The 15446-nt window shown below is 46.7% G+C and carries 12 protein-coding genes and 2 tRNA genes; 11 read left to right on the forward strand and 3 right to left on the reverse strand.

What is annotated here, in order from left to right; genetic code table 11:
- The first annotated feature begins 8 nt into the window (after nt 1-8).
- Nucleotides 9-320, forward strand: coding sequence for a hypothetical protein (locus ACKX2L_RS05730; RefSeq protein WP_497552819.1), 312 nt, complete (start codon nt 9-11; stop codon nt 318-320).
- 358 nt (nt 321-678) lie between these two features.
- Here ACKX2L_RS05730 and ACKX2L_RS05735 read toward each other — a convergent pair.
- The 3 genes from ACKX2L_RS05735 to ACKX2L_RS05745 form a co-directional block, all read right to left on the reverse strand.
- Nucleotides 679-762 (reverse strand) — tRNA-Leu (locus tag ACKX2L_RS05735).
- A 4-nt stretch (nt 763-766) separates the two neighbouring features.
- A tRNA-Leu gene (locus tag ACKX2L_RS05740) sits at nt 767-850 on the reverse strand.
- A gap of 103 nt (nt 851-953) precedes the next feature.
- Complete coding sequence (locus tag ACKX2L_RS05745) at nt 954-2192, reverse strand: AI-2E family transporter (protein WP_497552820.1); 1239 nt, start codon at nt 2190-2192, stop codon at nt 954-956.
- A gap of 313 nt (nt 2193-2505) precedes the next feature.
- On the opposite strand from ACKX2L_RS05745, the gene ACKX2L_RS05750 reads away from it, so the two are divergent.
- The 10 genes from ACKX2L_RS05750 (at nt 2506) to ACKX2L_RS05795 (ending at nt 15250) form a co-directional block, all read left to right on the forward strand.
- Nucleotides 2506-3009: a CidA/LrgA family protein gene (locus ACKX2L_RS05750; protein ID WP_497551860.1), complete on the forward strand. Its 504-nt coding sequence runs from the start codon at nt 2506-2508 to the stop codon at nt 3007-3009.
- Nucleotides 3010-3145: 136 nt separating this feature from the next.
- Nucleotides 3146-3838, forward strand: a complete 693-nt coding sequence (locus ACKX2L_RS05755) for an LrgB family protein (RefSeq protein WP_497551881.1) — start codon at nt 3146-3148, stop codon at nt 3836-3838.
- A gap of 335 nt (nt 3839-4173) precedes the next feature.
- Nucleotides 4174-4494 (forward strand): metal-sensing transcriptional repressor, encoded by a 321-nt coding sequence (locus ACKX2L_RS05760; protein WP_497551859.1) that lies wholly within the window; start codon nt 4174-4176, stop codon nt 4492-4494.
- 146 nt (nt 4495-4640) lie between these two features.
- Nucleotides 4641-7301 carry a heavy metal translocating P-type ATPase gene (locus ACKX2L_RS05765; protein ID WP_497552821.1) on the forward strand — a complete coding sequence of 887 codons (2661 nt, stop codon included), beginning with the start codon at nt 4641-4643 and terminating at the stop codon, nt 7299-7301.
- 116 nt (nt 7302-7417) lie between these two features.
- Entirely contained in the window at nt 7418-8641 is a 1224-nt protein-coding gene (locus ACKX2L_RS05770) for a response regulator (protein WP_497552822.1), read from the forward strand.
- Complete coding sequence (locus ACKX2L_RS05775; RefSeq protein ID WP_497552823.1) at nt 8634-10115, forward strand: sensor histidine kinase; 1482 nt, start codon at nt 8634-8636, stop codon at nt 10113-10115. Before ACKX2L_RS05770 ends, ACKX2L_RS05775 begins: the two co-directional genes overlap by 8 nt.
- A 294-nt stretch (nt 10116-10409) precedes the next feature.
- Nucleotides 10410-11513, forward strand: coding sequence for an ABC transporter substrate-binding protein (locus ACKX2L_RS05780; protein WP_497552824.1), 1104 nt, complete (start codon nt 10410-10412; stop codon nt 11511-11513).
- A 126-nt stretch (nt 11514-11639) separates the two neighbouring features.
- The gene (locus ACKX2L_RS05785) at nt 11640-13163 is read left to right on the forward strand and encodes a sugar ABC transporter ATP-binding protein (RefSeq protein ID WP_497552825.1); all 1524 of its coding nucleotides are present in this window, start codon (nt 11640-11642) and stop codon (nt 13161-13163) included.
- Nucleotides 13160-14200, forward strand: a complete 1041-nt coding sequence (locus ACKX2L_RS05790) for an ABC transporter permease (protein WP_497551853.1) — start codon at nt 13160-13162, stop codon at nt 14198-14200. Before ACKX2L_RS05785 ends, ACKX2L_RS05790 begins: the two co-directional genes overlap by 4 nt.
- Nucleotides 14201-15250: an ABC transporter permease subunit gene (locus tag ACKX2L_RS05795; RefSeq protein WP_497552826.1), complete on the forward strand. Its 1050-nt coding sequence runs from the start codon at nt 14201-14203 to the stop codon at nt 15248-15250.
- The last annotated feature ends 196 nt before the right edge of the window (nt 15251-15446 follow it).

Consider the following 15446-nt stretch of genomic DNA (forward strand, 5'->3'; position numbering starts at 1 on the left):
AAGTATCTGTGAAGCGAGGTATCGGTGGAGCAAGACACAAGATATTTGCGAAGTACGGTATCGGTGGAGCAAGATATAAGATATTTGTGAAGCAAGGTATTGGTGGAGCAAGATGCAAGATATTTGCGAAGCGAGGTATCGGTGGAGCTAAGGCGGGCAGAAATGAATTGCTTGTGCCTTTAAAAACAGTCATTGTCTTTGACAATGGCTGTTTTTTTCTCGCTTTCGTGGCCAAGGGGTGGATTTTAGATATGAAAATTCGATATATGAAATCTTTTGAAAATCATGCGTGTTTTTTAGGATTATCAGGTGGATTTTAGATATGAAAATTCGATATATAAAATCTTTTGAAAATTATGCGTGTTTTTAGGGCAATTTTATAGCATGAAATTTGAAAGATTTCATATATCGAATTTTAGGGCTGAAAAAGACCATTTTTCCGGCGCGCAATACGCATGATTTCAAAAAGAATTCATATATCGAATTATTGATCATGAAAAGGAACGCTCAGTGCATCTTTGTAGCTGCAGATAGGCAAAACGACAGAACATAGGATCAAGCATCTTAGATCACGCAAAAGAAACAGAACAAAGGAACAGAACAAAAAACAGGACAAAGGATCAGAAATATGATAAATGGTAAAGAAAAAAGCGTATCAACCGATACGCTTCACATTCATGCAGAAGATGGGACTTGAACCCACACGACATTGCTGCCACAGGCACCTGAAGCCTGCGCGTCTGCCAATTCCGCCACTTCTGCAGAGTGCGGAAGATGGGACTTGAACCCACACGACATTGCTGCCACAAGATCCTTAGTCTTGCTCGTCTGCCAATTCCGACACTTCCGCTCTTTGCACGTTTCTGTGCTTTGCTTGTCACTCACTCGCGACCATGTTATAGTAACAAATTCGGATTCCTATGTCAAATACTTTTTTGAAAAAATCGTAAATTTTATGAATCGGAAGATTTTACTTTGTCTTTCGATACATCCGGGGACAGAAGTGAATCCTCATCAATGTTTCTTTTCTCATGCAGATAATGGATGAACTTTTCAAAATAAAGTTTAACAAGGGCACCGCAAGGGACAGCCAGGATCATGCCAAGGAATCCGCCGACTTTACCTCCGATGATCAGAGAGGCAATAACAAGAAGTGGATGAATTTCTATGGCGTTGGACAGGAATTTCGGATTGATGATATTGCCGTCAATGGTCTGAATAATGAAGATCACGATCAAGGAGACAATCAATTTTTCGGCATTCCAGTTTAATAAGCTGACCAGAATGATCGAAGTATAGGCAACAAAGGGTCCGACATAGGGAATCAGGTTGCCGAGTCCGGTCAGAATGCCGATCAGGAGTGAATATGGAAGGCCAATCAGAGAAAGGGCGATGCTGACCACAGAGGCCATGAAGATAGCATCCACAAGCTGGCCACGGATATATCCGGAAAAGACATGGTCTGCATTTTGTAAGAAGGAATGAATGTGTCCCCAGGACTTTTTCGGAAGCATGGCCTTAAAGGCGCTGCCCCAGTAACGCTTCAGGCCTTCCCCGTCCAACTGGAAGTAAATCGCGAAAATGATGGCGAAAAGCAGGCTGGAGAGAGTCGATGGCAGGCTGGTCAGAAAACTGCTGGCACTTTGCGTTAGATTGCCGGCATAATGCAGAATGGTATTTTTCAAGGGTTTGAGATACTGCTCCAATGCATCGGATGAGACATTCAGATTATTCAGGAAGCTGGTCAGATTCTTATAAAGACTGTTGACGGAATCACTAATTCCTGTGATAAAGGTTGCAAAGTTACTGTCCTTGGCTGTGGAGAGGTCGCGGGTCACGGCGGAAACGATGAGAAAAAGCACCAGAGTGATTCCAAGAAGGATCAGGATGCCAGTCAGGGCAACTGCGGCCGGCCTGGACCGGGTGCCTTTTTTCTTGAAGAAAGGAATTTTCTGAAACTGTTTCTCGAAGAAGTTGTCCAGAGGATAGAGGAGATAAGCCAGGGCAAAGCCGAGGATCAGAGGTTTAAAGAGGATATTCATCCAGGACAGACTGGAGGAAATGGCACCACCGATCAGACCGAGATGGCCCAGGATTTCTAAGATGATGTAGGAAATGACGATGGTCCAGACAATATACCAGGAGATCTGGCTGTATTTCCGGTTTTTCATTTTTTGAAATAGTTTCTTCATCAAAATTCTCCTTCAATATACGACAATATAAGACAAGCGGATCGGAATCTGATCCTGCAAAAGGAATGCGCCATCTCCAGTCCCGCAAAAGAAATGCGCTGTATCCGGACCTGCAAAGGCAATGCGCCGTATCTGATCCTGCAAAAGAAATATCAGAAACGATATATGTTTTTGTGATCTACATTTTAGCAAAAAAGACTGCCTTGTGCAGGGAGATTTGCAACTTAAGAGCAGAATCCATAGACAGTTTAAGGGATGGGACTTATACTTAGATTTAACATGAAAGTATGTATTTTGTGAGAGGACTGCTGCTATGAAATACATGAAACAATTCGGTATTATCCTGATCGTGACCTGTGTGGGAGAGTTTCTGCATCATTATCTGCCGCTTCCGATCCCGGGCAGTATCTATGGATTGGTTCTGATGTTGCTTCTCCTCTGTACACATGTGCTGCATATTGAAGACGTGAAGGATACCGCAGAATTTCTGATCGAAATCATGCCGCTTATGTTTATTCCGGCTGCCGTAGGGCTTCTGAAGGCCTGGGGCGACCTGAAGCCGGTAGTGATTCCGATGCTTGTGATCACCCTGTGTTCCACCATTCTTGTTATGGCTGTGACGGGTCTGGTCACCCAGTCTATCATGCGGCTTCGGAAACGACAGACCTCCCCTACCGATACCATCATCAGCGCCGAGGTGGCCAAGGAGCGACATGAGAGAAATATGATTCCTCTGGACCGAAGGATTCGCTTGAAAATCAAGAAACAGGTGATTCGTGACAGGCGCTGGAGGAGAGACCATTTTCAGAAGAAATAGCTTTCGGAAGAAATAGCCTTCGGAAGAAATAGCTTTCGGAAGAAATAGTTTTCGTAAGAAATAGCTTTCGTAAGAGTAAAGCAAGTGGCTTTCTGTTATCGTCGCAGTTTGAAAGGTATCTATTATTATGGAAAATATCAGTGATGTAGTTGCAATATCAGCTACTTTCGGTGTCGTGATCAGTATAATCGGCTATTGGATTGGCGTTCTGATTCGCAATAAAACAGGTCTGTCAATTTGTAATCCGCTTCTCATCTCCATTATATTCGTTATGGCGGTTCTAAGTATTTTCCATATCAACTATGAAGATTACAATAAGAGTGCCAAATACCTGTCCTATCTCCTGACTCCGGCCACGGTCAGCCTGGCCATCCCCCTCTATCTCCACCTGGAGCGGCTGAAACGAAACTGGGTCGGCATTGTTGTTGGCCTTCTTGCTGGGTCTCTGACTTCCATGGGATCCGTCCTTGCTATGTCTGTTCTCTTCAAACTTTCTCATAAGCATTATGTAACATTGCTTCCAAAATCGATCACAACGGCGATCGGCATGGGCGTATCCAGTGAACTTGGCGGTGTAGTGACGATTTCTGTAGCAGTCATTATTGTGACCGGCATTTTCGGAAATGTGATCGCGGTCTCTATTTGTAAGCTCTTTCGAATCACAGACCCGGTTGCAAAGGGACTGGCCATTGGCGCAGCATCCCATGCGATCGGAACCTCCAAGGCAATGGAGATCGGTGACATCGAAGGAGCCATGGCTTCTCTCGCCATTGTTGTGAACGGCCTGATCACGGTGATCGGAGCAAGCTTCTTTGCAATGCTGTATTAGAAATCTCGCTGCTTTTTGTCATATCAATTTTCAAGAGTCCTCTCGCAAAGTTCGAAAGCTTTGCGGGAGCTTTTTTAATGTTGTGAGGAGAAAGGCAGCAGGAAAATCATAAAATCATAGAAGAAAACGCATAGAAGAAAACGCATAGAAGAAAACGCATAGAAGAAAAAACATAAGAGAAAGCCGGACCAGAGCATTTGCCACAGGATGTTGTTACAAGGAAATTTAGGCCAGCCTCTTGACAGATACCCCCATAGGGTATATTATCCAATCATAAGATACCCCACAGGGGTATGAAAGATCCAATTTACACCAATGAACAGGAGAGTGTTTCAATGGAAGTAAATAACAATAAGACGGCGACGATCCCTTCCTGCTGCCGCCACACCAATCGACCGGACGAGACCAAGAAAGCACTTCTGACCCGGCTGAAGAAGGCAGAGGGTCAGATCCGCGGAATCGAGAAGATGGTTGAAAATGACCTCTATTGTCCGGATATTCTGATCCAGGTCTCGGCAGTGACCAGCGCCTTAAACAGTTTCAATAAGGTCCTCCTGCAGGAACACATCAAGGGCTGCGTGACCAGAGATATCAAGGAAGGGAAAGAAGAAACCGTTGATGAACTCTGTAAGGTTCTGCAGAAACTGATGAAGTAATTTTCGGAGAAAGAAACTGCAGAAATGGATGAAGTGATTTTCGGAGAGAGAAACTGCAGAAATGGATGAAGTAATTTCCAGAGAAGGAAACTGCAGAAATGGATGAAATATTATTGGAGATGTAAGATTTGATACAGGAGAAATAAATGAAGCAATATATTGTAAGCGGTATGAGCTGCGCCGCCTGCCAGGCTCATGTGGAGAAGGCAGTTCAGAAATTACCGGATGTCAAGAGCGTGTCGGTATCGCTTCTGACCAACAGTATGGCTGTGGAGGGCCAGGCATCCGATGAAGAAATCATGAAGGCCGTAGAGGATGCCGGCTATGGCGCAAAGCCGAAAGAGGAAGTATTTCGGGAGAATGGCGGTGAGGCATCGAAGGCTGACAACACCGCTTCCATCTCGAAGACCATTGCGGCAGAGGAGGATGCCCTGAAGGATCGGCAGACGCCGAAACTTCTCCGGCGGCTGAAACTTTCGGTCGGATTCCTTGTCATTCTTATGTATTTCACCATGGGACATAACATGCTGGGCTGGCCGGTTTTTCCCTTCCTTGAGCATAACCACATCGGCCTGTCCATCCTCCAGATGCTGATCGCCTTGATCGTTATGTACATCAACCGGGACTTCTTCATTTCCGGTTTCCGTTCCCTGGCCCACAGAGCGCCGAATATGGATGCCTTGGTAGCTCTTGGCTCCTCCGTCTCCTTCGCATGGTCGCTCTACATTTTATTCCGTATGACATGGATGGTGACAAAAGGAGCGGCAAATATAGACCTCATGCCACTTTACCATAATCAGCTCTACTTCGAATCTGCAGCCATGATTCCGGCTCTGATCACGGTTGGAAAGACGCTGGAGTCCTATTCCAAGGGGAGGACAACGGATGCCTTGAAGAACCTGGTCAAGATGGCACCGAAGACTGCGGTCCTGGAACGTGACGGTAAGGAAGTTGAGGTCGGTATCGATGAAGTGAAATGCGGAGATATCTTCATCGTAAAGCCGGGTTCTGCTGTGCCGGTGGACGGCGTCATTGTCGAAGGGCAGAGTGCCATCGACGAATCTGCCCTGACCGGGGAGTCGATTCCGGTCGATAAAGGAGTGGATGACAGGGTCAGCGCTGCAACGATCAACCGGTCCGGCTATTTCAAAGCCAGGGCCACAAGAATCGGCAGGGATACCGCTTTTGCCCAGATCATTCAGATGGTAAGTGATGCAGCAGCAACCAAGGCCCCGATTGCCCGAGTTGCAGACCGGGTATCCTCTGTTTTCGTTCCGACTGTCATGGCCATTGCCCTGATCGTAGGAATCATCTGGCTGATCTTAGGCAAAGGCCCGGCCTTTGCCGTAGAGAAGGCCATCGCCGTTCTCGTTGTCTCCTGTCCTTGTGCTCTGGGTCTTGCAACCCCGGTCGCTATCATGGTCGGAAATGGAGTCGGAGCCAGAAACGGGATCCTCTTTAAGACCAGCGAGGCTTTGGAGAATGCCGGAACACTAAAAACCGTGGCGCTGGATAAAACCGGAACGATGACCATGGGACAGCCGCATGTGACGGACATTATTCCTGCAGAGGGGATCACTGAGACAGAACTTCTGACCATAGCTTTCGCTTTGGAGCAGAAATCCGAACATCCCCTGGCCCGGGCAGTAGTAGAAGTGGCAGAACAGCGCGATATTCCGAAATCTCCGCTTTCTGATTTCAAGGCCCTGTCCGGACATGGTCTGACAGGAGTCCTGGACGGAGAAACACTCTATGGCGGTTCCGGAAGTTTCCTTCAGAGCCTGACTCATGTTCCTGCTTCCTTACAGAAAGAGGCAGATGAACTTTCTTCCCAGGGGAAGACCCCTCTCTTCTTTGCCCGCGGGCAAGAGATCCTGGGACTTATCGCGGTAGCAGACGTTATCAAAGAAGATTCTGCAAGGGCTGTGAAGGAAATGCAGAAGATGGGCATCAAGGTCGTAATGATCACCGGTGATAATGAGAAAACCGCTCATGCGATCGGACGGGAAGCCGGCGTAGATCGTGTCATTGCAGGTGTCCTTCCGGAAGGAAAAGAAGCAGCCATTCGGGACCTCCAGAAGGAAGGCAGAGTGGCTATGGTCGGTGATGGAATCAACGATGCACCGGCTCTCATGCGCTCAGATGTCGGTATCGCGATCGGAGCCGGAACGGATGTCGCAATCGATTCTGCGGATATCGTCCTTATGAATTCCAAACTGACGGATGCCTCTGCTGCCATCCGTCTGTCCCGTGCAACCCTACGGAACATTCATGAAAACCTCTTTTGGGCTTTTGCCTATAATATTATACTGATTCCTGTTGCCGCAGGTCTCTATGCACACTGGGGAGTCAATATGAATCCCATGTGGGGTGCTGCAGCTATGGCTTTGTCCAGTTTCACCGTCTGCATGAATGCCCTTCGGATCAATCTCTTCCATGTCCATAAAGCGGATGAAAGCGGGGATGAGAAAAAAGTGGAACAAACGGAAAAGCCGGAACATAGAGAAACAGATAAGGGAAAAACAGATAAGAGAAAAACAGACAATCAAGAAATAGAAAATAGAAATACGGAAAACAAAGAAAAGGAGAATCGTACCATGACAAAGACCATTAAAGTAAACGGAATGATGTGCCATAACTGTGAGAACCATGTAAAGAAGGCCCTCGAGGCTCTGGACAATGTGTCGAGCGCAAGCGCAGATCATGAGAAGAATATCGCGGTCATCGAAACAACCGGCCCGGTTTCTGAGGATGCCGTCCGCCAGGCCATTATCGATGAGGGTTACGAATTTGGGGGAATGGAGTAAATGATTCGAAGGGCTTTTGACCTCGACAACATCTTATTATAGAATAATGGATGCCATGAAATCGAATTTTCATGGCATCATTTGCTATATAAGAAGACTGCTACAGGGGGGTTGTTGTGATTACAGTTTATCTCGTGGAGGATGAGTCCATAATCCGGCAAGGGATCGTTCGGAGCATTTCCTGGGAAGAGGAAGGCTTCCAGCTTCTGGGGAATGCCGGCGATGGAGAAATGGCTTTGCCAGAGATCCTGGAGAAGAGACCGGATATCCTGATCACGGATATCCGGATGCCTTTTATGGATGGCCTGGAATTGTCAAGGCGTGTGAAGAAAGAACTTCCTCACATAAAGATCCTGATCTTATCCGGTTTTAATGAATTTGATTATGCGAAACAGGCAATCGATCTTGGCGTTACGGAATATCTCCTGAAACCTGTGACGGCCCATCAGCTTCTGGATGCATTGCATAAAGCATCCGATGCGATAAAGGAAGAACAGGCAACCGAGGAGCTGGTACGTCATCTGTCACAACGGATGCAGGATTCCGGTTCCGGGGACAGAGTGCAGAGCGAAGGGACTAAAAGGGGAGAAAAGCAGGAAGACCGAAACGACCAAGGGAGAAGTCCGGCGTCTCTTTCCGGCGAGGAAACCAGGATCGATGTTGGTGAAGTTGATCCGAAAGCTTCCGGACAGTCGATTCTTCTGGATTTCTTTGCCAGCGGAGATGTGAATGGCATTGATTCTTTCATAGACGAATATCTGACTGCACTTGGCAGGAATAATTTGCAGTCACTCTTTTTCCGCCAGTATGTGTGTTCTGACATTTATCTGGCCGGGAATAAGTATTTGTCCAGGATTCATTTCGATAAAGAGCAGAGAGAACAGATCCTGGGGTCTTTAGAAGAGGCAGGAAGGAAGTTTGAGGAAAGTCTGGATTCCGGCAAGGCATACCTGCGGGAGTTCATAAAAAGGATCCTTCAAGGCCGTGATCAGAGCGGCGTTGGCCGTATTTCTCCGCAGATTCTGAAAGCCTGTGCCTATATCCGGGAACATTATTCGGAGGATATCAGCCTGAACCAGGCAGCGCTTGTAGCCGATATGTCAGCCGCACATTTTTCCACTGTCTTTGCAAAAGAGATGGGGCAGGGTTTTAGTGAGTATTTGACGGACCGACGAATGGAAGCAGCCAGGCAGAAATTGTCTGCAACTTCGATGAAAATTACGGATATTGCAGAAGCAGTCGGTTATAAAGACCCGCACTACTTCAGCTCTATCTTTAAAAAGTCAACGCATATGACGCCAAAGGAATACAGAAAGCAGGTCCGGGGCGAGGATGAATAAGACAAAAAGTGCAAGTATTCAAAACCAGATCCTTGTGAATATCTGGGGGATCCTCCTTCCAATGATGATCCTCCTGGCGGTGACTCTGGCCAGTCTCTTCAATTTCTATCGTCAGTATGACAGTATCGTTCAGAATATCACCATGGCAAATGGCTATAATCTGAGTTTCAAGAAAGAGATGGATGAAGTCATGTATCAGATCATTGTCGGATCCATCCATTGGACGGACAATACCGTCCGCGCGGAACTCGGCGACAGCAATCCCTACCGTCAGATCGAGAACATGAGGAATAAGTTCGAGAAGCTGAAGGACCGAAACGAGAATACGGAGATCGAGAGAGATCTGGATTCCACCCTGAGCCTGTTGAAAACACTGGAGAACAGAGTCGCAGATGTTTTGAAAAATGTAGACCAGGGCGGTCATTATGACAGCAATATCAAGATGTTTAACATGGACATCACGATCCTGACAAGCCTGATCCAGAATTCCATCCAGGAATATATTTATAAAGAGGCTTCACAGATAGAGATCCTCCGGCAACAGGTGGCAAGGCATGTTCAGCTTTTCCTTCGGATCATGCTGACCATATTGATTGCCATGGTCTTTCTCAATATCGCCCTCTCCCGTTATATATCAAAAAGAGTCATTCGACCGATCGATGAGATGTGCAAGGCAACCGAAAGCATTGCCAAAGGGAATTTCCTGACGACTCTTCGAACGGATAATGGAAATGAACTGGATGTCCTGGCTAACCGCTTCAACCATATGGGAGGAGAGATCCAACATCTGATCGCCTGTGAAGCCAGGGAGCAGAAAGAGAAGCAGTCCCTGGAACTAAAGCTTCTGACCGCTGAGATCAACCCCCACTTTCTCTATAATACATTGGATACCATTGTCTGGCTGACGGAGGCGGGTGAAAAGGAAGAAGCGGTGCAGATCCTGTCGTATCTGTCGGATTTCTTCCGCGTTTCTCTGTCAAATGGCCTGGATGTCATTCCTGTAGCAGATGAAAAGAAACATATTGAAAGTTATCTGGCTATCCAGCATATGCGTTTTCAGGACATTATGGATTATGAGATCCGGATCGATCCACAGATCGAAAACTTGAAGATTGTAAAAATGACCTTGCAGCCATTGGTTGAAAATGCCATCTATCACGGTATTCGAAATCGGAGAAGCAAGGGCTTTATCCGGGTCACCGGAAGCTCCAGGGATAACGATATGCTTTTTGTCATTCAGGATAATGGAAGGGGCATGGAAAAGGATGAACTGGATGCTTTTCGACAGAAAATTCTGACCGGGGATCCGGAAATCGGACACCACGGACATGGCGGATTCGGCGTCGCAAATGTAGCGGCACGCTTAAAACTCTATTATGGCGAGAATATGAGTTTTACGGTTCGGTCACTTCCGAATCTCGGGACGGAGGTAAGACTTCTTATCCCAAAGGAAATGGATCATCAGGGGCTCTGAGGAGCCCCTTTTTTCTTTTCCCGTGGAAGGAAAATATTATTTCATTTCCATAGGTAGAAGATATTGTAAAAATATTCTACTTTTTCAGAAAAACATTCCACTTTCAGGAAAGGATTTGACAACAGAGAGGGCTTTTTGCGAAAGCCTGGAAAAAATTCACACGAAAATCGAAAGCAATTCTGTATCTGTATTCATACACTTTTCCTATAATTATCATTGTCAAAAGGAATTCATCTAAGTCATAGAAACAGGATACCGGGAGCGGTATCCGACAAAGAAAAAGGGGGTTTTTAGATGAAGAAGAAATGTTTGAGTCTGTTACTTGCAGGTGTCATGGCAATGGGAGTTCTGGCCGGTTGCGGAAGCGCTACAAGCGGTGGAAACAATAAGAAGTCGGATTCCGGTAAGTCAGATGCCAAGAAATCCGGTGGTGAGGTTACTGTCGGATTTGCACAGGTTGGAGCAGAATCTGACTGGCGAACCGCCTGCACGAAGTCGGTCAAGGATACCTTCACTTCGAAAAACGGTTACAAGCTGATCTTCGATGATGCCCAGCAGAAGCAGGAAAATCAGATCACAGCAATTCGTAACTTCATTCAGCAGGATGTTGACTACATTGTTCTGGACCCTGTTACAGAGACCGGATGGGATACCGTATTAAAGGAAGCAAAGGATGCCGGTATTCCTGTCATTGTCGTAGACCGTATGGTTGATGTTTCTGATGACAGCCTCTATACCATGAGGATCGGTTCGGACTTCAAGGCAGAAGGTAATAAAGCCTGTGACTGGCTGAAACAGTATGCAGATGCTCAGGGAGTTGCCCAGAGTGACATCAAGATCGTAGATATTCAGGGAACCATCGGTGCTTCTGCACAGATTGGCCGTACCGAAGGCCTGAATGATGCAGTCAAGGCAAACGGATGGAAACTGGTAGCTCAGCAGACCGGTGAGTTTACTCAGGCAAAAGGTCAGGAAGTTATGGAGTCCATCTTAAAGCAGAACAGTGACTTCAATGTTGTATATTGCGAGAACGATAATGAGGCCTTTGGTGCAATTGATGCACTTGAAGCTGCCGGAAAGAAAGTCGGCACCAACTTAAAGGGCGGCGATGTCATGGTTATGTCCTTCGACTCTACCAAGGCAGGTCTGACCGATGTTAAGGACGGCAAGATCGTTCTGGACACCGAGTGCAATCCTCTGTATGGACCGAAACTGGATGAAATCATTAAGAATCTGCAGGCAGGTAAGAAGGTTGAGAAGTCTCAGTTCATCGACGAGTCCATTTTCGCTCATGACGATACCGTTAAGAGTGTTAAGGCAGCAGGCGAGAGCGGAGATGCCAAGGATTACCAGATCACGGTTGTTACTGACGATGTTGTAAGCAGCAGATCTTACTGATCGATCCGTTTCAAAAAAGATGTAATAAAGAAATATGACTTAGAGTGAAGTTGGATGGCGTGAGGATCTTCGTTGGAAGTAAACCAGCGATCCTCACGCCATTTTCATGAATAGAAAGGAGTTAACATGGATAGGGATGTGGTCCTGGAAATGCGAAATATCACCAAGACTTTCCCAGGCGTTAAGTCACTTTCCAATGTGGATTTTACCTTACGAAAAGGTGAGATCCATGCTCTGATGGGGGAGAACGGCGCAGGGAAATCCACCCTGATCAAGGTCCTGACCGGTGTCTATGACCTGGAAGAAGGAAGCATTGTGATGGATGGTCAGAATATTGTCAATCATAGTCCGGAGGAGGCTCAGAAAAACGGGATCTCAACGGTATATCAGGAAGTCAATCTCTGCCCCAATCTGACGGTGAAAGAAAACCTCTTTATCGGCAGGGAACCGAGAAAGGGCAGATTGATCGACTGGAAAGAGGTGAAGAAACGTTCTGCGGACCTTCTCAGAGAACTGGAGATTGACGCAGATCCGGATCAGATGCTGGGAGACTGCTCCCTTGCCGTTCAACAGATGATAGCGATCGCAAGAGCAGTCGATATGCAGTGTAAAGTTCTGATACTGGATGAGCCGACATCCTCCTTGGATGATGAGGAAGTGGAGAAGCTTTTCCGTCTCATGCGGATGTTAAGAGACAAGGAAGTCGGTATCATTTTCGTAACTCATTTCCTGGAACAGGTCTATGCAGTCTGCGACCGAATTACCGTTTTACGAAATGGCGAACTGGTAGGTGAATATAAGGCATCCGAACTTCCCCGTGTGCAGCTGGTTGCAAAAATGCTTGGGAAAAATCTGGATGACCTGGCAGATATTAAGAGTGGTCATGAAGGCCATGTTGATACGGAAGGACCGGCTGTCATTGAGGCGGATGACCTGGGTCACAGCGGAACCATTCATCCTTTCGATTTAACCATTCATAAAGGAGAAGTCATCGGTCTTACAGGCCTCCTCGGTTCCGGCCGGTCGGAGATGGTTCGCTGCATCTATGGTGCGGACAAGGCAGACCAGGGCAAGCTGAAAGTAGATGGCAAGGAGGTTAAGATCAATAAACCGCTGGATGCTATGCATCTTGGCATGGCTTATCTCCCGGAGGATCGGAAGAAGGATGGCATCATCGACGAGCTGTCGGTCCGGGAAAATATTATCATTGCACTTCAGGCCAAGAAGGGAATGTTCCATCTTATGAGCCGGAAGGAAATGGAAGATGCAGCAGATAAATTCATTGATCTTTTAGATATCAAGACAGCAGACCGGGAGACACCGATCAAGAGCCTGTCCGGAGGCAATCAGCAGAAGGTCATTATTGCCCGCTGGCTCCTGACCAATCCGGAATATCTGATTTTGGATGAGCCTACACGAGGCATAGATATCGGAACCAAGACGGAAATCCAGAAACTGGTTCTGGATCTGGCAGATCAGGGAAAGGCAGTCACCTTTATCTCCTCTGAGATCGAGGAAATGCTTCGTACCTGCTCCCGTATGGAAGTATTAAGAGATGGCTATAAAGTCGGTGAGCTTTCCGGAGATCAGCTGAATCAGGCTGAAATCATGAAGACCATCGCAGGCGGAGAGGAAGGTGACAACAAATGACAAAGAAATCCACTTGGAATCGCCTGGTGCATACGCCACTCTTTATGCCTGTCGTATGCTTGATTGCGGTTCTTCTAATCAATCTGATTCAAACTCCGACTTTCTTTAAGGTATCGATCAATAATGGAGTTCTATATGGATACATTATTGATATCATCAACCGAGGCTCCGAACTGGTTATTCTGGCAGTCGGAATGACTTTGGTAACAGCAGCTTCCGGTGGACAGGATATTTCTGTTGGTGCGATCATGGCAGTTGCCGCAGCCATTTGCTGTCAGCTTTTGTCCGGAGGAAAAGTTTCCACTAATACTCTGGCTATGCCGATTGTACTTGCTGCATTGATCGGAATCCTTGTTGCAGGCCTTTGTGGTGCTTTTAATGGCCTCCTGGTTGCAAAGTTCAAGATTCAGCCAATGGTTGCAACCCTGATTCTCTTTACAGCCGGCCGTGGTATCGCCCAGCTCGTTACCAAGGGACAGATCACCTATGTTCGTGTGCCCTCTTATAAGGTACTTGGCGCTTATATCGGTAAATGTCCTGTGCCGACCCCGGTTTTTGTGGCAATTCTTACCGTGATCGTCATGCAGCTGATCTTGAAGAAGACGGCTCTCGGTCTCTATATCGAGAGTGTCGGTATCAATGGTTCTGCTTCACGTCTGGTTGGTTTAAATTCCACCTTCCTTAAGTTTATTTCTTATGTCATTTGCGGACTGCTTGCCGGAATAGCCGGAATCGTTGCTTCTTCCAGGATCTATTCCGCCGATGCCAATAATATCGGTCTGAATATGGAAATGGATGCTATTCTGGCTGTTGCACTTGGCGGTAACAATCTTGGCGGTGGAAAGTTCAATATGATGGGATCCATTATTGGCGCTTATACCATACAGGCTCTGACGACATCTCTGTATGCGATGAATGTATCGGCAGACCAGCTGCCGGTTTACAAGGCAATCGTTGTTGTCGTGATCGTTGTAATTCAGAGCCCTGTCTTCCGAAAGAAGATTGCCGGACATACCAAGAGAAAGGCGGTGGCATAAATGGCTAAGAAACCGAAACTTTCAAAGACAAGCTTTCTCCTCATGATCACCATCATCATGTTTGCCGTGATGTATATTGCAGGAATGATCATCTTTAACAGCAGGGGATTTGCAAGACCTCAGATGTTTTTCAATCTCTTTATCTCCAATGCCGGACTGATCGTCATAGCCTGCGGGCTGACCATTGTTATGATCACCGGAGGCATTGATATTTCCGTCGGATCGGTGACCGCATTGGTCTGCATGAGTTCTGCGGATATCATGCAGAACAAAGGAATGAGCGCATATGCTGCCCTGATCCTGTCCCTGGTGATCGGCCTGCTTTTCGGACTGGTCCAGGGCTATCTGGTAACCTATTTGAAGATCCAGCCATTCATTATCACATTGGCCGGTATGTTCTTCGGCCGAGGCCTTACGGCTGTCATTTCAACCGATATGATCGCCATTAAGAATAAGACTTTTCTGGCCTGGGCCAATGAAAAGATGTATATTCCCATCGGTTATACCAACCGACATGGTGTAACGATCAACAGCTATATCTATCCGACCGTTGTCGTTGCCCTTGTCGTCGTGGTCCTCATTTCGATTATGCTTCGCTTTACCAAGTTCGGCCGCAACCTCTATGCGATCGGAGGCAATGAACAGAGTGCCATTATGATGGGATTAAATGTAAACCGGACCAAAATGAAGGCCTATGTCCTGGACGGATTCCTCGCCGGTCTCGGAGGTTTCCTCTTCTGCCTGAATTCCTGTGCAGGATTTGTAGAACAGGCCAAAGGTCTTGAAATGGATGCGATCTCTGCTGCGGTTATCGGCGGAACATTGCTTTCCGGTGGTGTCGGTACTGTTGTCGGTACCCTCTTTGGCGTCTTGATCAAGGGAACCATCGCATCTTTGATTACAACACAGGGAACCCTGTCCAGCTGGTGGGTTCGTATCGTACTCTCCATCATGCTTTGCTTCTTCATTGTGCTGCAGGCTCTGATCGGAGGTGTCAGCCTGAAGAAGACGGTAGAAAAGAAGATCAAGAAAGCTGCTGCGCTCAGCTGATGCTGGTTTAGACAAATAAGGGATCGTATCAATAACTGAATTATAAGTACATGTGCATTTCGTAACCCTCCTTGAAATGTACATGTACTTTTCATTACAAAAAAGTATACAAAAACAAGCAGATAGAATTGATAAATACGCACAAATAAAATAATTGTATATTGACAGATATACAACCCAGGTTTACATTATCAAG

The sequence above is a fragment of the Porcibacter vitabionis genome (assembly GCF_046263795.1).
Lineage (GTDB): Bacteria > Bacillota > Clostridia > Lachnospirales > Lachnospiraceae > Lachnocurva.

Coding starts and splice junctions, on each gene's coding strand:
- ACKX2L_RS05765 (WP_497552821.1), top strand. CDS start 4,641: ATGAAGCAATATATTGTAAGCGGTATGAGCTGCGCCGCCTGCCAGGCT.
- ACKX2L_RS05760 (WP_497551859.1), top strand. CDS start 4,174: ATGGAAGTAAATAACAATAAGACGGCGACGATCCCTTCCTGCTGCCGC.
- ACKX2L_RS05750 (WP_497551860.1), top strand. CDS start 2,506: ATGAAATACATGAAACAATTCGGTATTATCCTGATCGTGACCTGTGTG.
- ACKX2L_RS05785 (WP_497552825.1), top strand. CDS start 11,640: ATGGATAGGGATGTGGTCCTGGAAATGCGAAATATCACCAAGACTTTC.
- ACKX2L_RS05795 (WP_497552826.1), top strand. CDS start 14,201: ATGGCTAAGAAACCGAAACTTTCAAAGACAAGCTTTCTCCTCATGATC.
- ACKX2L_RS05780 (WP_497552824.1), top strand. CDS start 10,410: ATGAAGAAGAAATGTTTGAGTCTGTTACTTGCAGGTGTCATGGCAATG.
- ACKX2L_RS05745 (WP_497552820.1), bottom strand. CDS start 2,192: ATGAAGAAACTATTTCAAAAAATGAAAAACCGGAAATACAGCCAGATC.
- ACKX2L_RS05775 (WP_497552823.1), top strand. CDS start 8,634: ATGAATAAGACAAAAAGTGCAAGTATTCAAAACCAGATCCTTGTGAAT.
- ACKX2L_RS05790 (WP_497551853.1), top strand. CDS start 13,160: ATGACAAAGAAATCCACTTGGAATCGCCTGGTGCATACGCCACTCTTT.